Raw genomic sequence first — 18,648 nt, 5'->3', positions numbered from 1 at the left:
CAGCGTCCGGCAGGCCGTCGACCGTCTGACCGTCCGCCCGCCCGCCCGTCCGTCCGTCCGACCGAGCAGGAAGAAGAACCGTTTCGTGAACAGCAGGGAACACCCGGACCGGGCAGTCGGCGCCAGCGTCGCCCTGTCGGGCATCAGCAAGAGGTTCGGTGCCCATCAGGCCCTGGAGGACGTCACCTTCGAGCTGAGGCCGGGCAAGGTGACCGGCCTGCTCGGGCCCAACGGCGCGGGCAAGAGCACCCTGCTCCGGATCCTGCTGGGCCTCGCCCGACCGGACAGCGGTACCGCGCTCGTCCTCGGGGAGGCGCCCGGCGCCGCGCCGGAGCGCGCCCGGCGGATCGGCGTCGTCATGGACGCCCTCGGCTTCCCGCCCCGCCTGACCGTGCGGCGGCAGCTGGAGATATCGGCCCGCTCCCTCGGCCTGCCCGGCTCCCGCGTCGACGAGGTGCTCGCCCAGGTGGACCTGGAGGGAACCGCGGCCCGCACGCGCGTCCGCAGCTGCTCCACCGGCATGCGGCAGCGCCTCGCGCTGGCGGTCGCCCTGCTCCCCGACCCCGAACTCCTCATCCTGGACGAACCGTTGAACGGCCTCGACCCGGACGGCATCCGCTGGATGCGCCGCCTCGTCGAGCAGGTCGCGGCCCAGGGCCGCACCGTGCTCATCGCGAGCCACATGCTCTCCGAGGTCGAGCAGAGCGTGGACGACATCGTCGTGCTGCGCCGCTCGGTGCTGTTCACCGGCTCCCTGCGGGACCTGGTGCGGCGCGGCGACGGGCGCCTGGAGGACGCGTACTTCGGACTCGTCGAAGGCGCGGCCGACGGCCCGGCGCCCGGCGCCGCCGACCGGCCCGCCGCCAACCGGCCCGCCGACGACCTTCTCACCGGCCGGGAGGCCTCCCGTGCGTAACGCGATGCGGCACCAGCTCGCCGCCGAGATCCTCAAGGCACGTTCCGGCGCCGCCCTGCCCGGGCTGCTCCTGGCCGCGGTGGCGCTGAGCGCGCTCGGCCAGCTCGGCGCCGTCTACGCCGAAGCCGACCTCGCCGCCACCGCCCTGGAGACCTCCCACCGGGTGATGACCCTCGCCGGCTCCGCGACGCTCTTCGCCACCGTCTTCGGGGCGCTGCTGGTCACGGGCGAATTCAGGTCCGGCTCGATCGGCCGCAGCGTCCTCTACGCCCCCGGCCGGGGGACCGTCGTCGGCGCGAAGCTGCTGGTGGCGACGCTGGCAGGGGCGCTCTTCGGGGCCGTCTCGGCACTGAGTTCGCTGGCGGTCGGAGCCGCCGCGTTCGCCGCCAAGGACGCGTCGCTCGTCCTGGACGGGCGCTCCGCGGTGATCGCGGCCGCCGTGGTCGCGGTCTGCGCGCTGGCCGCGCCGTGGGGCGCGGCGATCGGGTTCGTCGTACGGAGCCAGCTGGTCGCGGTACTCGGCCTGGTGGTGTGGGGCACCTTCGGACAGCTGATGGTGCTGGGCCAGTTCCCGGAGGTGGGACGCTTCCTCCCGGACGGGGCGCAGCTGAGCGTGCTCGGCGACGAACTCACCCTCCCGAGCGCCCTCGACGCCCCGTACGGGCTGCTGCTCCTGGTCGCCTGGGGCGCCGGTACGGCCCTCCTGGCCCACCGCTTCTTCGCCCGCCGGGACGTGTGACCGCCGGACAGCCCTCAGGCCGTTTCCAGGGCGGTCAGCCGGGCGCGGGTCAGGGTGAGGAGGGCCGGGGCGTCGCGGGGGTCCAGCGCGCGGGCGGTCGCCGCCGCGTCGAGGTGGGCCAGAACCGCTTCGAGCGTCGGGAGGGCGCCGAGGGGGCGCAGCAGCCACAGCCGGCCCGGCGGCCGGGGCGGGAGGCCGAGGGCGGCGAGCGCCTCGTCGGCCTCGCGGTCCAGCCCGGCGAGGTCGGCTCCGGCGAGCGGGGCGCACTCGACGGCGGTGATGTGGCCGTGGCCGTCGAGCGAGGTTTCCACCGCCCAGCGGGTGGACCGGTCCGGGACCCAGGTACGGGCCCGTGCGGGCCAGACGTACGGCAGGAACGCCCAGCGCGCGCCCTCGGGGGCCCGCTCCCAGCCCAGCACCTCGAGCTCCCGGACCTCGGGCAGCCGGTCCGGCTCCTGTTCGCTGCGCCCGGAGCGGCGCTGCGCGAGCGGGTGCGGCGTTCCGTCCTCGTCCCACGACATGCGGGCAGGCTACGCCGCGCCGCCCCCGAACCCCCGCCCGACGCGTCCGCGCGCCCCGGCCCCCTCACGCGTCCAGGGGGTGCGCGGCGAGCAGGGCGGTGGTGACGAACGGGGCGAAGTCCGGGACGCGCAGGCCCGAGAGGCGGGACGAGGGGTTTCAAGGTCCCCGTCGTGGGTCGGTCAGCGTGGGCGGCGGCTGAAGTCGACCTCGGACCCGGGCTCCCCCGGCCACCACAGGCGGGCCGGGGCGGGCGGGTTCTCCGCGAGGACGCGCCCGTGCGCGACGACGTACCGGGGGCGGACCTGGCGGCGGACCGCCTCCAGCGGGGTCGGCGCCGGGAGCAGGACGAACGAGGCGGCGGCGCCCTCCGCGATGCCGTACTCCGCCTCCGGGAGGCCCAGGACGCGCGCGGCCCGGTCCGTCACCATCGCGAAGGCCTCCGGGATCTCGTCGGCGCCCGTGAGCTGGGCGGCGTACACGCCGACGAGGGCGGTCTGGAGCGGGTTGCCGGTGCCGAGCGCGTTCCACGGGTCCATCACGTCGTCGTGTCCGAAGGCGACGTTCACCCCCGCCGCCAGCATCTCCTTGACCTGGGTGAGACCGCGGCGCTTGGGATAGGCGTCGAAGCGGCCCTGGAGGTTGAGGTTGGCGAAGGGGTTGGAGACCAGGTTGATCCCCGAACGCGACAGCAGGCGCTGCAGTTTGAAGCTGTACGCGCCGCCGTAGGAGCCCATCGCCGTCGTGTGGGAGGCCGTGGCGCGGCCGCGCAGGCCCGAGCGCAGGGCCAGGGTGGCCAGCACCTCCACGAAGCGGGACTGCTCGTCGTCGATCTCGTCGCAGTGCGCGTCCACGCGCAGCCCGTGCTCCTCGGCGAGCGCGAAGGCGGTGGCCAGCGAGGCGACCCCGTCCTCGCGGGTGTCCTCGAAGTGCGGGATCGCGCCGACGACGTCCGCGCCGCGCCGGACCGCCTCGCGCAGCAGCGCCTCGCCGTCCGGGAAGGAGACGATGCCCTCCTGCGGGAAGGCCACGATCTGCAGGGTCATGAAGTCCCGCACCCGGTCGCGTACTTCGAGCAGCGCGTCGAGGGCGGTCAGGGCCGGGTCGGTGGTGTCGCAGTGGGTGCGCACGTGCAGCACGCCCTGCGCCGCCTGCCAGCGCAGTACCTCGGTGGCCCGGTCGACGACGTCGTCCCGGGTCAGGGTCCGTTTGCGCTCGCTCCAGCAGGCGATGCCCTCCCACAGCGTGCCGGAGGCGTTGGGGCGCGGCTCACCGGCGGTCAGGGCCGTGTCGAGGTGGATGTGCGGTTCGACGAAGGGGGCGGTGAGCAGGGACCCGTGGGCCTCGATCAGGACGCCGGTGGCCGGGGGTTCCTTCGCGTCGTCGTGCGGCAGGACGCGCGCGATCCGGCCGTCCTCGCCCACCTCCACGTCCCAGAGGGCGCCCGGGCCCCGCTCGTGGCCTTCGGTGTGCAGCAGCCGGGCGCCCCGGACGATCATCCGCATCACGCCAGCGTACGCACGCCGCCCGCGCCCCGGCGGGAAGCGGCGGGAAGCGGCGGGCGACCGGTTCCGTGCGGCGTCCGTCCGGCGGGGTCGTCGTTCGGGGGCCGCGTGTGGCAAGAATGGGAGGCATGACCAGCGACAGCGATGTGACCGGCAACGACGAGACCCCCGACACGGCCCGCGACGCGGTGCCCCAGTGGGAGAAGCGATTCCGCGCCCCGCGCGTCGGTCTGCCCGAGTGGGCCGAGGACGCGCCGGACCGCTCCCTCTTCGTCTCGAACGCGACCGGCACCTTCGAGCTCTACGCCTGGGACCGCGCCACCGGCGCCCAGAGGCAGGCCACCGACCGGCCCAACGGGACCACCGACGGCACCCTCTCCCCCGACGGCGAGTGGATCTGGTGGTTCTCCGACACCGACGGCGACGAGTTCGGCACCTGGGTCCGCCAGCCCTTCGCGGGCGGCCCCGACGAGCCGGCCACGCCCGGGCTGGAGCCCTCGTACTCCGCGGGCCTGGCCATCGGGCGCGACGGGACGGCGGTCGTGGGCCGGTCCACCGACGAGGACGGCACGACCATCCACGTGGTGCGGCCGGACGGGAGCGCGCCCGCCGTCGTCTACCGGCACCGCGAGTCCGCCGGAGTGGGCGACCTGTCCCGCGACGGCTCCCTGCTCGTCATCGAGCACACCGAGCACGGTGACGCGATGCACTCGGCGCTGCGCGTGGTCACCCTCGACGGCGCCACGGTCGCCGAGCTCGACGACTCCAAGGGCGGCACCGAGGACCTCGGCCTCGGCGTCCTCGGCTTCGCACCCGTCCCCGGCGACACCCGGCTGCTCGTCGGCCACCAGCGGCGCGGCCGGTGGGAGCCGATGGTGTGGGACGTGTCCACGGGCACCGAGACGGAACTCGGCATCGAGCTGCCGGGCGACGTCAGCGCCGAGTGGTACCCGGACGGGTCGGCGCTGCTGATCGTGCACAGCTTCGAGGCGCGCAGCGAGCTGTGGCGCTACGACCTGGCCGAGCGGGCCCTGGTCCAGGTGGAGACCCCGCCCGGGACCGTGTCCGGTGCGACGGCCCGCCCCGACGGGACGGTGGAGTACCAGTGGTCCTCGGCCGCCGAGCCCGCCTCCGTACGGTCCACCGCGGGCGGGGTCGTACTGGACCCGCCCGGCTTCCGGCCGCCGGGCTCGGTGCCGGTCGAGGACGTGTGGGTCGAGGGGCCCGGCGGACGGGTCCACGCGCTGGCGCAGCGGCCCGTCGGCCACGGCGACGGCCCCTTCCCGACCATCTTCGAGATCCACGGCGGTCCGACCTGGCACGACAGCGACGCCTTCCTGGCGACCCCGGCGGCCTGGCTCGACCACGGCTTCGCGGTCGTCCGCGTCAACTACCGCGGCTCGACCGGCTACGGCCGCGAGTGGACCGACGCGCTCAAGCACCGCGTCGGCCTGATCGAGCTGGAGGACATCGAGGCGGTCCGCGCGTGGGCGGTGGAGTCCGGCCTCGCGGACCCGGCGCGACTGGTGCTTTCGGGCGGCTCCTGGGGCGGGTACCTGACGCTGCTGGGCCTCGGCACCCGGCCGGACGCCTGGGCGGTGGGCCTGGCCGCCGTGCCGGTCGCCGACTACGTGACGGCGTACCACGACGAGATGGAGGCGCTGAAGTCCCTGGACCGCACCCTCTTCGGCGGCACCCCGGAGGAGGTCCCGGACCGCTTCGAGGCGTCCTCGCCGCTGACGTACGTGGACGCGGTGAAGGCCCCCGTGTACATCGCGGCGGGCGTCAACGACCCGCGCTGCCCGATCCGGCAGATCGACAACTACGTCGACCGGCTGGCGGCGCGCGGCGCGGAGCACGAGGTGTACCGCTTCGACGCGGGCCACGGCTCGCTGGTCGTGGAGGAGCGGATCAAGCAGGTCCGGATGGAGCTGGAGTTCGCCCTGAAGCACCTCCCCCGCTGACCCCGGCGAACCGAGCCCCGGCAGACGGAACCGGTCGCGCCCCCCGTACGGTGGTGGGGTGCACCGGTTTCTCCTGACCCCGCGCTGGTGGGGGATCAACGTCTTCGTCGCGCTCGGCGTCCCCTTCTGCCTGTTCATGGGGACCTGGCAGCTCGGCCGGTTCGAGGACCGCGTCGACACCCACCGGGAGGCGACCGCCGAACGGCCCGCCGACCGGGCCGCCGCCCCGCTGGCCTCGCTGCTCCCGGTGGACAAGAAGACGTCCGGTCAGCCGGCCTCCGTCTCCGGGGAGTACGCGGAGCAGCTGCTGGTCCCCGAGCGGACGCTCGACGGGAAGTCCGGCTTCTACGTGCTGACGCTGCTGAAGACCGACGCCGGCAAGGCCCTCCCGGTGGTCCGGGGCTGGCTGCCGGGGACCGCGGACCCGGCAGCGGCGCCGGCCGCGCCGGGCGGGCGGGTGGACGTGACCGGGGCGCTGCAGCCCCCGGAGAACTCCCGCACGAAGGGGGTCCACTCCGAGGGCGGCCTGCCCGCCGGACAGCTCGGGGTGATCGGCGCCGCGTCGCTGGTCAACCTGGTCCCGTACGACCTGTACGACGCGTGGCTGACGGTGCAGACCCCGGCGGACGGCATGCTGCCGGTGCCGCCGCAGGCCCCGAACGACACCGGGCTCGACCTGAAGGCCTTCCAGAACCTCGGCTACACCGGTGAGTGGTTCGTCTTCGCCGCCTTCGTGCTGTTCATGTGGTTCCGGCTCTACCGCCGCGAGATCGAGACCCTCCGCGACGCCGAGGCCGGTCTCCTCCCCGCGGAGGAGACCGCCGCCGAGGCGGCCCCCCAGCGCGTCTGACGGTCCCGTACGCCTGACGGCGCGAGGGACCGGGCCGCGTCGCGCGGGCTACGGCGCCGGCGCGTCCAGCGGGATCGAGCCCGTCCGGTACAGCGTGCCCCCGCAGGCCTCGGGGATCGTCGTCTGCGTGGTCGGCGAACCCGTCGCCGGGGTGTGCGCGACCGCGACCCCGGCCGGGTCCGGGGGCGGCGGGACCGTCTGGGAGTCCGTGCCCGCGGCCGCGCCCCCCGTACCGTCCGCGCCGCCCGGGGAGCCGCCCGCGGCGTCCCCGGAGTCGCCCTGCGGCGGCTTGGGGCCCGCCGGGGTCGTCGCCGGGCAGGGCTCCCCCGAGGGGACCCAGGCGAAGCGCACCTCGTACGCCGTGTTCGGCTGGAGCACCAGCAGCGGCGGCTCCGACGACGGGTCGGGCAGCAGCCCGCTCGCCGGATCCCCCGCGGTGTGGCCGACGACGGCGGTGCCCGTGCCCGTACCGGGCTCGGCGGCGGCCGCCGTCACGGTGTCCGGGCCGGAGACGACGCAGCCCCGCACCGACACGTTGGTCACCTTGAAGCTGCCGTACACCTTGCCGTCGGCTCCGGGGGCGCGGGACGAGGCCACCACCCCCAGCTGGTCGGCGCCGCACCGGGCCACCCCCTGGGCGGCCGGCGGCCGGGGCCCGGTGGCCGGGACCTGCCCGTCCTGGCCGAGGGAGGAACCGGACGGCGTGCCGGCGCCCGAGGGTCCCGCGGACGCCCCGGTCCCGCCGGTCGGCGCACCGGCGGCGGCCCGGTCCGGTTCCCCGGTGGTGCCGCCCGCGTCGGGCGCGCCCGCGGGGACGGTGGCCCGGGGGTGGGTTCCGGCGCCGTTCCGGCGCGGTTCGGGGGAGCCGGTGCCCCCGGTGGCTCCGGCCCGTTCGCCGTGCCCCGCCATCGCCGAGCGGTCCGCGGCCGTGCTGCCGCCGCCGCTCAGGTGCACGGCGGCCGGGATGCCGGCGCCGGCCAGCAGCGCGGCCGCGGCGGCGCCCACGACGGCCCGGCGCCGGCGGGTCCGGCGCGCGGGAACCGCGTACCGCAGACGCTCCAGCGCGCCCTCGGAGGGCTCCAGGCCCCCGACGGCTCCGTGCAACAGGCCCCGCAGCGCCTGTTCCTCGCTCGCCCCGCCCAGCGGGGTGTGGTCGTCCGTCATGACTGCGCAGCCTCCATCGCCACCCGCAGCGCGGCAATCCCCCGCGATCCGTACGCCTTCACCGAACCGATCGATATGCCGAGCGTTTCGGATACCTGGGCCTCCGTCATGTCCGCGAAGTAGCGCAGCACCAGCACCTCGCGCTGGCGGCGCTGGAGTCCGCGCATGGACTTGATCAGGTCGTCCCGCTCCAGCTGGTCGTACGCGCCCTCCTCGGCGCTCGCCATGTCCGGCATCGGCTTCGACAGCAGCTTGAGGCCGAGGATGCGGCGGCGCAGCGCGGACCGGGAGAGGTTGACGACGGTCTGGCGCAGGTAGGCCAGTGTCTTCTCCCGGTCGCGGACCCGGTTGCGGGCCGAGTGGACGCGGATGAACGCCTCCTGGACGACGTCCTCGCAGGAGGCGGTGTCGTCGAGGAGCAGTGCGGCCAGGCCGAGGAGCGAGCGGTAGTGGGCCTGGTAGGTCGCGGTGAGGTGGTCGACGGTGGTGCCCGCCACCACCGGCGCGGCCTCGGCGGCGCTCCCGGCCGCGGTCGCCGGCCCGCCGTCCCGCGCTGCCGCGTCGCCGTCCCGCACGGCCGCGTCGCCGTCCCGGGCCGCAGCCCCGCGGTCGTCCGCGGTCGCTCCGGCGCCGTCGCGCGGCGCGGGCACGCGCCCGCCCCGGTCCGGCGCGGGCACGCGTACGGACGCCTCGGAAGGCTCCGTCGGCGGGACGGGGACGATCACGGGAAAACCGCCGCCGGACGTACGGGAGCTCCGGCGCGGCGGAAGGATCCCGGTGCGCGCCGGCAGGACGGCCAGGTCGAGAAGTGCCTCTGCCACGTCTGTAGGACGCGCGTCCCCCGGTGAGGGTTGTACGCGCCGGGCAACCTCACCCGCAACATCCCCATTGCCCTCATGCGTTCCCGCTCTTCCCGATTGCCCCGGTCCTATCGAGACGGCAGTCGGGCCATCACCTTGATCAAGGGATCAGCACCGATCCTACAAAGCGAATTACGCATATTCACCCGCGATCAGTTCCGCGATGTGCGTGGCATTCAGGGCGGCGCCCTTGCGCAGATTGTCGGCGCACACGAAGAACTCCAGCGCGTGCGGGTCGTCGAGCGACACCCGCACCCGCCCCGCCCAGGCCGGGTCGGTCCCCGCGGCGTCCGCGGGGGTGGGGAACTCGCCCGCCGCCGGGTCGTCCACGAGTACCACGCCGGGCGCGGCGTCCAGGATCTGCCGGGCGTGCGCGGCGTCCACCGGGTTCTCGAACCGGGCCCGCACGGTCAGCGAATGCCCGACCACCACCGGCACCTGCACGCAGGTCACCGACACCGGGAGCCGCTCCAGGCCCAGGATCCGGCGCGTCTCGGCCCGTACGGCCAGCTCGTGCGAGGACCAGCCGTCCTCGCACAACTCCCCGGACCAGGGAACGACGTTGAGGGCGAGCGGCGCCGCGAACGGGCCGGTGTCCTCGCCCACGGCACGGCGCACGTCGCCGGGCTGCTCCCCCAGGGAGGTGCCGGCGACCAGCGACATCTGGCGGCGCAGTGCCTCGGAGCCGGCCCGGCCGGCGGCGCCCGCGGCCTGGTACGAGGAGACGGCCAGCTCGGTCAGGCCGTACTCGGCGTGCAGCGCGCCGAGGGCCGCGCTCATCGCGGCGGTGACGCAGTCCGGACCCGCGACGATCCCGCGCGGCCGGTTCCGTACGGCGCGGGCGTTGACCTCGGGCACCACGAGCGGCACCTCGGGGTCGGCGCGGAACGCCGCGGACTGGTCCACGACGACGGCGCCGCGAGCGGTGACGACGGGCGCCCACCGGGCCGAGACCGCGGCGGGCGTGAGAAAGATGACGACGTCGCCCGGCCCGAGGCCGTGGAAGGCGTCCTCGGTGAGGGCGAGCACCTCGACCTGCTCCGCGCGGACGGCCAGCGTGCGGCCGGCCGAGCGGGCGGAGGCGATCAGGCGTATGTCGCCCCAGACGTCCGCCCGCTGGGACAGGATCCCGAGCAGGACGGAGCCGACCGCTCCGGTCGCTCCGACCACGGCGAGCGCCGGGCCGGAGGACCGGGGCGCGGTCATCGTCCGGTGCCCCCGTAGACGACGGCCTCGTCGTTGTCGGAGTCGAGGCCGAAGGCCGTGTGCACGGCGCGGACGGCCTCGTTGACGTCGTCCTGGCGGGTCACGACCGAGATGCGGATCTCCGAGGTCGAGATCAGCTCGATGTTCACGCCGGCGTCGGACAGGGCCTGGAAGAAGGAGGCGGTGACGCCCGGGTTCGTCTTCATGCCCGCGCCGACGAGGGAGATCTTGCCGATCTGGTCGTCGTAGCGCAGGGAGTCGAAGCCGATTCGGTCCTTGGCCTTCTCCAGGGCGTCGATGGCCTTGTGGCCCTCGGCCTTGGGGAGCGTGAAAGAGATGTCGGTGAGGCCCGTCGAGGCCGCCGACACGTTCTGCACGATCATGTCGATGTTGATCTCGGCGTCCGCGATGGCACGGAAGATCGCCGCGGCCTCGCCCGGCTTGTCCGGGACGCCGACGACCGTGATCTTGGCTTCGGAGACGTCGTGCGCGACTCCGGAGATGATGGCGTGCTCCACCTGCGCGTCCCCTTGCGGATTCTCGTTGCTGACCCAGGTGCCCGGCAGTCCCGAGAAGGACGAGCGGACGTGGATCGGGATGTCGTAGCGGCGTGCGTACTCGACGCAGCGGTGCAGCAGCACCTTGGAGCCTGAGGCCGCGAGCTCCAGCATGTCCTCGGAGGAGATCCAGTCGATCTTCCGGGCCTTCTTCACGACGCGGGGGTCCGCGGTGAAGACGCCGTCGACATCGGTGTAGATCTCGCAGACCTCGGCGTCCAGCGCGGCGGCGAGCGCCACGGCGGTGGTGTCCGAGCCGCCCCGGCCGAGGGTGGTGATGTCCTTGGAGTCCGCGGACACGCCCTGGAAACCGGCGACGATGGCGATGTTGCCCTCGTCCAGCGCGGTGCGGATACGGCCCGGCGTGACATCGATGATGCGCGCTTTGTTGTGGACCGAGTCGGTGATCACGCCTGCCTGGCTGCCGGTGAACGACTGGGCCTCGTGGCCCAGGTTTTTGATCGCCATGGCCAGCAGGGCCATGGAGATCCGCTCTCCGGCGGTCAACAGCATGTCGAACTCTCGTCCGGCAGGCATCGGGGACACCTGCTCGGCGAGATCGATCAGCTCGTCCGTCGTATCGCCCATCGCGGAAACCACGACGACCACCTGGTGGCCGTTCTTCTTGGCGTCCACGATCCGCTTGGCGACACGCTTGATGCCTTCGGCATCGGCTACGGAGGAGCCTCCGTACTTCTGCACGACAAGGCCCACGTGCGCTCCTCGCTCAATCCGTCTCATTGCTGGTGCAGTCTAACGAGCGGCCGCGATCCGACCGCTTCGTACCACATCATGAGACGAAAAGATCAGCCGGGAAGTTCCCGCGCCGGGCCGTCCGAACGGGACCGCCGGCACGCCCCTCACCTGCGGCCGAGGCCTCCGAGCTCCTCCGCCATGACCACCCCGGCCTGCTCGGCCAGGTCGTCCTCGGCGAGGTCCTCGTCGGTGTCCAGCCCGTCCAGGGCCGCCAGCGGCTGGTCCAGGCGTACGTGCGCCACCAGGGACTGAAGGGCCCGCAGCGTGGCCGAGGCCGTCGGACCCCAGTTGGTGAAGTACGAGAACTGCCACCACCACAGGGCCTCGGTGATCCGCCCCGCCTGGTAGTGGATCAGCCCGTGCCGCAGGTCCGCCACCACGTCGGCCACGTCGTCGGAGATCCGGTGCGGGACCGGGGCCTTCCGCGGCTCGTAGGGGTCGAAGACCTCGGAGTAGACGTCGACCGGCTCCAGCATCACGGCGAAGCGCTCGCGCAGGTCGTCCACGTCGGGCTCCGGGCCCAGGTCGGGCTCGTAGCGCTCGTCGGGCAGCACGTCCTGGTACGCGCCCAGCCGGCCGCCCGCGAGCAGCAGCTGGGAGATCTCCAGCAGCAGGAACGGCACGGCGCGGTCCGGATCCTCGCCCTTGGCCACCTCGGTGACCGCGACGATGAACGAACCGATCTGGTCCGCGATCTGGACGGCGAAGTCGCCCGGTTCCGGGCCTGCTGCGTGCAGGGTTGCGTCAGACATCGAGAAGTCGCCTTCCTTCAAAGGCCCGCCCCAGCGTGACCTCGTCCGCGTACTCCAGATCTCCCCCGACGGGGAGCCCGCTGGCCAGGCGGGTGACCTTGAGGCCCATGGGCTTGAGCATCCGGGCGAGGTAGGTGGCGGTCGCCTCGCCCTCCAGGTTCGGGTCGGTGGCGAGGATCAGCTCGGTCACCACCCCGTCCGCGAGGCGCGCCAGCAGCTCGCGGATGCGCAGGTCGTCCGGTCCGACGCCCTCGATCGGGCTGATCGCACCGCCGAGGACGTGGTACCGGCCCCGGAACTCGCGCGTCCGCTCGACCGCGACGACGTCCTTCGGCTCCTCCACGACACAGATGACCGTGGCGTCGCGGCGCGGATCGCGGCAGATCCCGCACCGCTCCTCCTGCGCCACGTTCCCGCACACCCCGCAGAACCGGACCTTGTCCTTGACCTCCAGCAGCGTGTGCGCGAGGCGACGGACGTCGGTGGGCTCGGCCTGCAGGATGTGGAAGGCGATCCGCTGCGCGCTCTTGGGCCCGACGCCGGGCAGCCTGCCCAGTTCGTCGATCAGGTCCTGGACCACGCCTTCGTACAACGGACTGCCTTCTTTCGTTTCGGTTTCCGCCGCGGGGCGGGGTGCTGGGGACTAGAAGGGGAGGCCGGGGATGCCGCTGCCGCCGCCCAGGCCCTGGGCCAGGGGGCCCAGCGCCTGCTGCTGGAGCGCCTGGGCGTTCTCGTTGGCCGCCTGGACCGCCGCGACGACCAGGTCGGCGAGGGTCTCGGTGTCCGCCGGGTCCACGGCCTTGGGGTCGATCACCAGCGCGCGCAGCTCACCGGAACCGGTGACCGTCGCCCGGACCAGACCGCCGCCGGCCTGGCCCTCCACCTCGGTGCGCGCGAGTTCCTCCTGGGCCGCGGCGAGGTCCTGCTGCATCTTCTGGGCCTGCTGGAGCAGCTGCTGCATGTCGGGCTGGCCACCACCGGGAATCACAGGTCATTCACTCCGTACCGTCGGGACGCTTGGTCAATCCGAGCCTACGTGCTCCCCGGGCGCGGCGCCCTACGCCGTGAGGACCAACTCTTTCGAGTGAGGGACGAGGCGTGCGCGTACCTGCTGGAGACCTCCTTGCGGACGGAAATCGCGGGAATCGTCGTCCACTGCCCGTCATTCGAAGGTAGGAAGAGCATGCGCATCATTGCGCACACGCGCACCACCAGTCGTCAGCGCAGGCAGAGGGAGTGCCGGGTGAGCCAGCCGGAGATGCAGCCCGAAGGGCCACCCCGGGATCCCCGGGAGGAGGTCGACGGGCCGGTGGAGGCCGGAGACCTGATCGGCCGGCCGTTCCCCCTCGGGGACTGGGGCGAGCCCGCCGAGCGTCTCGACGAGCTGTACCGGCGGGTCGAGGCCGACGCGCTGCGCACCGCGGAGTGGTACCTCGCCGACCGGGCCTGGAAGCGACTGGGCGCGCGCGTGCTGCGCGGGAGCGCGGCCGCGGGCGCCGTCACGGGCGCCGTGATGCCGCTGCTGGACCTGACCGGCTCGGTGCCCGGCGCGGCCTCGTACGGGTACCTGGCGCTGCTGCTGGGGGCGGCCGCGCTGGCCTGCGACCGGTTCTTCGGGCTGACGTCGGGGTGGATGCGCAACGTGGCGACCGCGCAGGCCGTGCAGCGGCGGCTCCAGACGCTGCAGTTCGACTGGGCCTCGGAGAACGTCCGGGAGGTGCTCGGGCCCACCGAGGGCACGGCGAGCGAGGCCGCCGAGCGGTGCCTGACCGTGCTGCGGCGGTTCTCCGAGGACATCACCGAGCTGGTGCGCTCCGAGACGGCGGACTGGATGGTGGAGTTCCGGGCCGGTCCGGCGCCCCTGGTGATGCAGTCCCTGGGTGCCTCCGGGGGCCGCGTGGAGGCGGGCATCGCGCCGGCCCGCTTCCCGCTGCCGCCCGGCACCCGCCCGAACATGCCCCGCCAGCGCCCGCCGGAGCAGCCCAGGTAGCCGTCCGGCGGGCCGGCGCGGTATTCCCGGCGCAGGGAACACGGCACCGACCGCGCGGGGTGCGGGCGCGGGGGCCGGACGGGGGCCCGGTTCAGCTGAAGATGATCATCGATCCCTGGCCGAGGCTGCGGGTCGCCGCCGCGTGCAGCCCGAGCCAGACGTGGCGCTCCCGGGCGAAGGGGCTGTCGTCGTACGGGATCGGCCCCGCGGGCTCCTCCAGCGAGGTGGGACGGCCGGGCGGCGCGGGCGGCGCGGGCGGGTTCGCCGGGTCTATCCCGATCGCCGGAGCCACGAACACCAGCTCCCGCAGCAGGCCCTGCGCGGACCCCAGCGGCCCCCCTCCGGCGAGCAGCTCCTCGTTCGCCAGCGGCGCCGTGAAGTCCACCGGGACGTAGGCCCCCGCGTGGTCGTAGTGCCAGACCAGGTGGGACTGCTGGGCCGTCGGCTCGAACATCTCCAGCAGCTGCTCGTAGTCCCCGCCCAGCTCGTCGACCGGGGTCACCGGCAGCCCGCAGAGCTGGAGCAGGTACGCCCTCCGCAGGAAGTGCAGGGCGTCGTAGTCGAAACCGGCGACCGGGGCGACGTCCCCGCTCAGACCCGGCATGTAGGAGAAGACGGGCACGGACGGCAGCCCGGCCTCGCCCAGCGCCTTGTCGTACGAGGCGATCTCCTCCGCGAAGGGGTTGTCGGGGCTGTGACACAGCACGTCGACAAGGGGGACCAGCCACAGGTCACAGGCCACGCGGGCTCCGATCAGTCGTTGCCGCCGATCGGCCAAGCGTAGTCCGCCGGACACCCTCCGCGAAGGGGTGCGCGGAACCCGGCCGCCGTCCGGCCGGTTCCGCGCCGCGCGGACCGGCGCCCCGCCCCGCCCGCTACAGGCCGGCGGCCCATTCCAGGCCGTGCCGGTTGTAGTCCAGGACCAGGCTGCGCACGGTCTCGGCGTCGGCGAGGGTCACCGCGTCCACCAGCTCCCCGTGCCGGTCCCACAGGGCCGCCCGGAGCTGTGTCTCGCGCTGGAGGTGCGGGACGGCGAAGACCCAGCACTGGACCCGGATGCGGTGCAGGAACTCGGAGATGTAGGTGTTGCCGACCAGCCCGCTCAGCTCCCGCCAGAAGCGCAGGTCGTAGCCGATCAGGACTTCGAGCGAGCCGCTCTGCGCGGCCCGCCGCGCCTCTTCGGCCCGGCGGCGCACCGACACCAGCATCTCGCCGGACCCCGGCACGGTGCCGCGCTCGGCGAGCCGGCGGAATATCCCGTCCACGATCAGCGTGCGGGCCTCGATCATCCCGCGGAAGTCGTCGACGGAGTAGACGCGGACCCGGAACCCCCGGTGCTGGACCAGTTCGAGCAGACCCTGCGCGGAGAGGTCCACGAGGGCCTCGCGCACCGGGGTCGCCGAGACCTCGTACTGCTCGGCGATCTGCTTGACGGTGAACTCGGTCCCCGGCGGCAGGCGTCCCGCAAGGACCTCGTCCCGCAGCGCGTCCGCGATCTGCTGGCGAAGGGTGTTGCGGGTGACAGCGCCGCTGCCTGGCATAGGGGTCCGTTTCCTCAGTGTGAACTTCGGACACCTTAGGCCAGGCAGCGCGGCCGAAACCGAGCGGTCGGGGATCGTTGTGCGGATGGAGGACCCGTTATGCGGACGCCCCCGCGGTGTGCCGGTCCGCCACGGTCAGCGCCTCGTCGAGCAGGGCCAGGCCCTGCTTCGCCTCCGACTCGGAGATGGTGCACGGGGGGACCACGTGCGTCCGGTTCATGTTGACGAAGGGCCACAGGCCCGACGCCTTGCAGGCGGCGGCGAACTCGGCCATGGGCGCGTTGTCGGCCCCGGCCGCGTTGTAGGGGACGAGCGGCTCGCGCGTCTCCTTGTCCCGTACGAGCTCCAGCGCCCAGAAGGCGCCCAGCCCGCGGACCTCCCCGACCGACGGGTGCCGCTCGGCGATCTCGGCGAGCGCCGGGCCGATCACGTTCTCCCCGAGGTGGGCGGCGTGCGCGACGACGCCCTCCTCCTCCATGGCGTTGATCGTCGCGACGGCGGCGGCGCAGGCGAGCGGGTGGCCGGAGTACGTCAGCCCGCCCGGGTAGGGGCGCGTGGCGAAGGTCTCGGCGATGGCCGCCGATATGGCGACGCCGCCGAGCGGCACGTATCCGCTGTTCACGCCCTTGGCGAAGGTGATCAGGTCGGGGGTGACGCCCCAGTGGTCGGCGGCGAACCACGCGCCGGTCCGCCCGAAACCGGACATGACCTCGTCGAGGATGAAGACGATGCCGTGGCGGTCGCAGAGCTCACGCACGCCCGCGAGGTAACCGGCGGGCGGGGTCATGATCCCGGCGGTGCCGGGGACGCTCTCCAGGATGATCGCCGCGATCGTCTGCGGCCCCTCGAAGGCGATCGTGTCGGCGAGGTGGGCGAGTGCGCGCGCGCACTCCTCGGCCTCGGTGGTGGCGTGGAAGGCGGAGCGGTAGAGGTACGGGCCCCAGAAGTGCACGACGCCGGCGGCGGCGGTGTCGGAGGGCCAGCGGCGCGGGTCACCGGTCAGGTTGATCGCGGCGGCGGTGGCCCCGTGGTAGGAGCGGTAGGTGGACATCACCTTCTGCCGGCCGGTGTGCAGCCGGGCCATGCGGACGGCGTTCTCGACGGCCTCGGCGCCGCCGTTGGTGAAGAAGATCTTGTCGAGGTCGCCGGGGGTCCGCTCGGCGATGAGGCGTGCGGCCTCGGAGCGGACGTCGACGGCGAAGCCGGGGGCCAGGGTGCAGAGGCGGGCGGCCTGCTCCTGCACGGCGGCGACGACCTTGGGGTGCTGGTGGCCGATGTTCGTGTTGACCAGCTGGGAGGAGAAGTCGAGGAAGTGCTTCCCGTCGTAGTCCCAGAAGTAGGAGCCCTCGGCCCCGGCTACGGCGAGGGGGTCGATCAGGGCCTGGGCGGACCAGGAGTGGAAGACGTGCTTCCGGTCGGCGTCCTTCACGGCGGCAAGGGTGTGCGGGGTGGCATGAGGGGTCATGGCGCCACGCTAGAAGTGCGCAGGTGGGGAGGGATATCGGCGGACTGTATGCGGGTGGGGTGCCGGTCTCGGCAGTCTGTCTGCGCGGAGGGCTCCCACCGGGGTGCGCGGGTCGGCGCGGCGGGGGGCCGGGCGGGCCTTGGACTGGGGGGCATGGGGTGGTGCGGTGGCCTCGCGTCGGCCCTTCGCCGCGACTTTCAGGACGGCTTTCGGGGCGGCTTTCGGGGCGGCTTTCGGGGGGATCCGGCCGGGTGTGCGATTGACAGCATGCTGCCTTTATGACAGTCTATTGTCATAGCAAGTCGGTGGTGGGAACGAGGCGCGACACCGGGCCTCGGAGCCGTCACCGGAATCGATGTTGGAGGCGAGCACCATGAGCGAGACCCCCCGCAAGCCCGTCCACCTCGCGGTCTACGACACGTACGCGGACTGGGAGACCGGCTACACCACCGCTCACCTGACCCAGCGCGGCCACCAGGTCCGTACGGTCGGCACGGCCGCCGGGGAGCCGGTCACCACCATGGGCGGTGTGCGCATCCAGCCTGACCTGGCCCTGGCGGAACTGCGACCGGAGGACTCGTCCCTGCTGATCCTCACCGGCGCCGAACTGTGGGACTCGGGCGATGAGCTGGCGCCGTTCGCGGCGAAGGCCAGGGAGTTCCTGGCCGCCGGGGTGCCGGTCGCGGCGATCTGCGGGGCCACCGCCGGGCTCGCCCGCGAGGGCCTGCTGGACGGACGGACCCACACGAGCGCCGTCTCCTTCTACCTGGCGGAGCAGCCGGGCTACGACGGCGCCGACCACTACGTCGACGCCGACGCGGTCACGGACGGCGACCTGATCACGGCGGGCCCGACGGACCCGGTGGCGTTCGCGCGCGAGGTCTTCTCCCGGCTCGACGTCTACGAGCCGGACGTCCTGGACGCCTGGTACCGCCTGTTCCGCGACTCGGACGCGAGCGCGTACCCGGTGCTCATGGCGGCAGCGGCGGCCGGTCATGCCTGACCTGGCGACGGGAGCGCCGTCCGCGGCGCCCGCGGGCATACCGGACCGGCCCGACCGCGGCCGGCAGGACCTGCTGAGCAGCACCGCGCTGGAGGTGTTCCGGCTGAACGGCCAGTTCCTCGCGCTCTCGGAGGAGCTGGCCCGGCCGGCCGGGCTGACGGCCGCGTGGTGGCAGGTGCTGGGGGCCGTGCTGCGGGAGCCGCTGCCCGTCTCGGGGATAGCCCGGACCATGGGCATCACCCGGCAGAGCGTCCAGCGCATCGCCGACCTGCTGGCGGACAAGGGGCTCGCGGAGTACGCCCCGAACCCGGCCCACCGCAGGGCGAAACTGCTCCGCCCGACGGAAGCCGGACGCGCGGCGATCGCGCGCATCGCCCCGGGCCACGCGGCGCTGGCGAACCGGCTGGCGGACGCGTTGGGCGACGCCGCGTTCGCGGAGACGGTACGCGTCCTGGAACGCCTGACGGCGGCCATGGACACCCTCCCGGACCCCACCCACCCCTGACGGCGGGCGCCCCGGCGGGGCTGGGGCCGCCGCGGCTCGATGCGCGGACACCCTGCCCACCGACGCCACCCCGGCCCGCCGGTGTGAGAGGCGCGGGTCCCCCAGGCCCCACCGACGTGAGAGGCGCGGGTCCACGCCAGCCCCGCGGCGTGTGAGGCCCAGGTGCACCCCAGCCCCGCGGGCGGGTGAGGCGCGGGTCCACCCCAGCCCCGCGGCGTGTGAGCTCCGGGTCCACCCCAGCCCGGCGGGCGGGTGAGGCGCGGGTCCACCCCAGCCCCGCCGACGCGTGAGACCCGGGTGCACCCCAGCCCCGCCGACGCGTGAGACCCGGGTGCACCCCAGCCCCGCCGACGCGT

19 protein-coding genes are annotated in these 18,648 nt (G+C 73.9%); 7 read left to right on the top strand and 12 right to left on the bottom strand.

What is annotated here, in order from left to right; all coding sequences use genetic code 11:
* Nucleotides 1-85: 85 nt before the first annotated feature.
* Complete coding sequence (locus tag ACFWW8_RS17350; RefSeq protein WP_386529634.1) at nucleotides 86-916, top strand: ABC transporter ATP-binding protein; 831 nt, start codon at nucleotides 86-88, stop codon at nucleotides 914-916.
* A complete protein-coding gene (locus tag ACFWW8_RS17345) occupies nucleotides 909-1,655 on the top strand; it encodes an ABC transporter permease (RefSeq protein WP_386529632.1) in 747 nt (248 codons plus the stop codon). The genes ACFWW8_RS17350 and ACFWW8_RS17345 overlap by 8 nt, the downstream gene beginning before the upstream one ends.
* 14 nt (nucleotides 1,656-1,669) lie before the next feature.
* Here ACFWW8_RS17345 and ACFWW8_RS17340 read toward each other — a convergent pair whose 3' ends face one another.
* Together ACFWW8_RS17340 and codA are read right to left on the bottom strand one after the other, a co-directional pair.
* Nucleotides 1,670-2,176 (bottom strand): DUF5956 family protein, encoded by a 507-nt coding sequence (locus ACFWW8_RS17340; protein ID WP_386529630.1) that lies wholly within the window; start codon nucleotides 2,174-2,176, stop codon nucleotides 1,670-1,672.
* A gap of 180 nt (nucleotides 2,177-2,356) precedes the next feature.
* Nucleotides 2,357-3,679 carry a cytosine deaminase gene (gene codA, locus ACFWW8_RS17335; RefSeq protein ID WP_386529627.1) on the bottom strand — a complete coding sequence of 441 codons (1,323 nt, stop codon included), beginning with the start codon at nucleotides 3,677-3,679 and terminating at the stop codon, nucleotides 2,357-2,359.
* 128 nt (nucleotides 3,680-3,807) lie between these two features.
* Between codA and ACFWW8_RS17330 the strand changes: the two genes are divergently transcribed.
* On the top strand, nucleotides 3,808-5,643 hold the full coding sequence (locus ACFWW8_RS17330) for a prolyl oligopeptidase family serine peptidase (RefSeq protein ID WP_386529624.1): 1,836 nt from the start codon (nucleotides 3,808-3,810) through the stop codon (nucleotides 5,641-5,643).
* A 58-nt stretch (nucleotides 5,644-5,701) separates the two neighbouring features.
* Complete coding sequence (locus tag ACFWW8_RS17325; RefSeq protein WP_386529621.1) at nucleotides 5,702-6,493, top strand: SURF1 family protein; 792 nt, start codon at nucleotides 5,702-5,704, stop codon at nucleotides 6,491-6,493.
* Nucleotides 6,494-6,541: 48 nt separating this feature from the next.
* Here ACFWW8_RS17325 and ACFWW8_RS17320 read toward each other — a convergent pair whose 3' ends face one another.
* The 7 genes from ACFWW8_RS17320 to ACFWW8_RS17290 all read right to left on the bottom strand — a co-directional run bounded on the left by ACFWW8_RS17320 (nucleotide 6,542) and on the right by ACFWW8_RS17290 (nucleotide 12,776).
* Entirely contained in the window at nucleotides 6,542-7,657 is a 1,116-nt protein-coding gene (locus ACFWW8_RS17320) for a hypothetical protein (RefSeq protein ID WP_386529618.1), read from the bottom strand.
* Nucleotides 7,654-8,232, bottom strand: coding sequence for a SigE family RNA polymerase sigma factor (locus ACFWW8_RS17315; RefSeq protein ID WP_386529855.1), 579 nt, complete (start codon nucleotides 8,230-8,232; stop codon nucleotides 7,654-7,656). Before ACFWW8_RS17315 ends, ACFWW8_RS17320 begins: the two co-directional genes overlap by 4 nt.
* A gap of 417 nt (nucleotides 8,233-8,649) precedes the next feature.
* Nucleotides 8,650-9,723 (bottom strand): aspartate-semialdehyde dehydrogenase, encoded by a 1,074-nt coding sequence (locus ACFWW8_RS17310; RefSeq protein WP_386529615.1) that lies wholly within the window; start codon nucleotides 9,721-9,723, stop codon nucleotides 8,650-8,652.
* The gene (locus ACFWW8_RS17305; RefSeq protein ID WP_386529612.1) at nucleotides 9,720-10,994 is read right to left on the bottom strand and encodes an aspartate kinase; all 1,275 of its coding nucleotides are present in this window, start codon (nucleotides 10,992-10,994) and stop codon (nucleotides 9,720-9,722) included. The genes ACFWW8_RS17310 and ACFWW8_RS17305 overlap by 4 nt, the downstream gene beginning before the upstream one ends.
* Before the next feature lie 146 nt (nucleotides 10,995-11,140).
* Nucleotides 11,141-11,788: a DUF5063 domain-containing protein gene (locus tag ACFWW8_RS17300; RefSeq protein WP_383916527.1), complete on the bottom strand. Its 648-nt coding sequence runs from the start codon at nucleotides 11,786-11,788 to the stop codon at nucleotides 11,141-11,143.
* Entirely contained in the window at nucleotides 11,781-12,380 is a 600-nt protein-coding gene (recR, locus tag ACFWW8_RS17295; protein ID WP_386529609.1) for a recombination mediator RecR, read from the bottom strand. The genes ACFWW8_RS17300 and recR overlap by 8 nt, the downstream gene beginning before the upstream one ends.
* Nucleotides 12,381-12,431: 51 nt before the next feature.
* On the bottom strand, nucleotides 12,432-12,776 hold the full coding sequence (locus ACFWW8_RS17290) for a YbaB/EbfC family nucleoid-associated protein (RefSeq protein ID WP_267721137.1): 345 nt from the start codon (nucleotides 12,774-12,776) through the stop codon (nucleotides 12,432-12,434).
* A gap of 255 nt (nucleotides 12,777-13,031) precedes the next feature.
* Here ACFWW8_RS17290 and ACFWW8_RS17285 point away from each other — a divergent pair, with 255 nt between their 5' ends.
* A complete protein-coding gene (locus ACFWW8_RS17285) occupies nucleotides 13,032-13,778 on the top strand; it encodes an SLATT domain-containing protein (protein WP_386529604.1) in 747 nt (248 codons plus the stop codon).
* Nucleotides 13,779-13,869: 91 nt separating this feature from the next.
* On the opposite strand, the gene ACFWW8_RS17280 is transcribed toward ACFWW8_RS17285, so the two are convergent.
* From ACFWW8_RS17280 to ACFWW8_RS17270, 3 genes are all read right to left on the bottom strand, one after another.
* Nucleotides 13,870-14,520, bottom strand: a complete 651-nt coding sequence (locus ACFWW8_RS17280) for a hypothetical protein (protein WP_386529602.1) — start codon at nucleotides 14,518-14,520, stop codon at nucleotides 13,870-13,872.
* A gap of 133 nt (nucleotides 14,521-14,653) precedes the next feature.
* Nucleotides 14,654-15,319 carry a GntR family transcriptional regulator gene (locus ACFWW8_RS17275; RefSeq protein WP_386529599.1) on the bottom strand — a complete coding sequence of 222 codons (666 nt, stop codon included), beginning with the start codon at nucleotides 15,317-15,319 and terminating at the stop codon, nucleotides 14,654-14,656.
* 97 nt (nucleotides 15,320-15,416) lie between these two features.
* Nucleotides 15,417-16,784 carry an aspartate aminotransferase family protein gene (locus ACFWW8_RS17270; RefSeq protein WP_386529596.1) on the bottom strand — a complete coding sequence of 456 codons (1,368 nt, stop codon included), beginning with the start codon at nucleotides 16,782-16,784 and terminating at the stop codon, nucleotides 15,417-15,419.
* 373 nt (nucleotides 16,785-17,157) lie between these two features.
* On the opposite strand from ACFWW8_RS17270, the gene ACFWW8_RS17265 reads away from it, so the two are divergent.
* Both ACFWW8_RS17265 and ACFWW8_RS17260 read left to right on the top strand, forming a co-directional pair.
* On the top strand, nucleotides 17,158-17,787 hold the full coding sequence (locus ACFWW8_RS17265; protein WP_386529593.1) for a type 1 glutamine amidotransferase family protein: 630 nt from the start codon (nucleotides 17,158-17,160) through the stop codon (nucleotides 17,785-17,787).
* A complete protein-coding gene (locus tag ACFWW8_RS17260; RefSeq protein ID WP_386529590.1) occupies nucleotides 17,780-18,292 on the top strand; it encodes a MarR family winged helix-turn-helix transcriptional regulator in 513 nt (170 codons plus the stop codon). Before ACFWW8_RS17265 ends, ACFWW8_RS17260 begins: the two co-directional genes overlap by 8 nt.
* Nucleotides 18,293-18,648: the final 356 nt, after the last annotated feature.

Origin of the sequence: Streptomyces sp. NPDC058701 (assembly GCF_042715295.1) — a bacterium.
Lineage (GTDB): Bacteria > Actinomycetota > Actinomycetes > Streptomycetales > Streptomycetaceae > Streptomyces.
This window is presented reverse-complemented; position numbering and strand designations above follow the sequence as displayed.

Excerpts from the sequence above, each read along its gene's own strand:
- ACFWW8_RS17270 (WP_386529596.1), bottom strand. The coding sequence starts at position 16,784 with ATGACCCCTCATGCCACCCCGCACACCCTTGCCGCCGTGAAGGACGCC.
- ACFWW8_RS17260 (WP_386529590.1), top strand. The coding sequence starts at position 17,780 with ATGCCTGACCTGGCGACGGGAGCGCCGTCCGCGGCGCCCGCGGGCATA.
- ACFWW8_RS17330 (WP_386529624.1), top strand. The coding sequence starts at position 3,808 with ATGACCAGCGACAGCGATGTGACCGGCAACGACGAGACCCCCGACACG.
- ACFWW8_RS17340 (WP_386529630.1), bottom strand. The coding sequence starts at position 2,176 with ATGTCGTGGGACGAGGACGGAACGCCGCACCCGCTCGCGCAGCGCCGC.
- codA (WP_386529627.1), bottom strand. The coding sequence starts at position 3,679 with ATGCGGATGATCGTCCGGGGCGCCCGGCTGCTGCACACCGAAGGCCAC.
- ACFWW8_RS17300 (WP_383916527.1), bottom strand. The coding sequence starts at position 11,788 with ATGTCTGACGCAACCCTGCACGCAGCAGGCCCGGAACCGGGCGACTTC.
- ACFWW8_RS17320 (WP_386529618.1), bottom strand. The coding sequence starts at position 7,657 with ATGACGGACGACCACACCCCGCTGGGCGGGGCGAGCGAGGAACAGGCG.
- ACFWW8_RS17310 (WP_386529615.1), bottom strand. The coding sequence starts at position 9,723 with ATGACCGCGCCCCGGTCCTCCGGCCCGGCGCTCGCCGTGGTCGGAGCG.
- ACFWW8_RS17275 (WP_386529599.1), bottom strand. The coding sequence starts at position 15,319 with ATGCCAGGCAGCGGCGCTGTCACCCGCAACACCCTTCGCCAGCAGATC.
- ACFWW8_RS17265 (WP_386529593.1), top strand. The coding sequence starts at position 17,158 with ATGAGCGAGACCCCCCGCAAGCCCGTCCACCTCGCGGTCTACGACACG.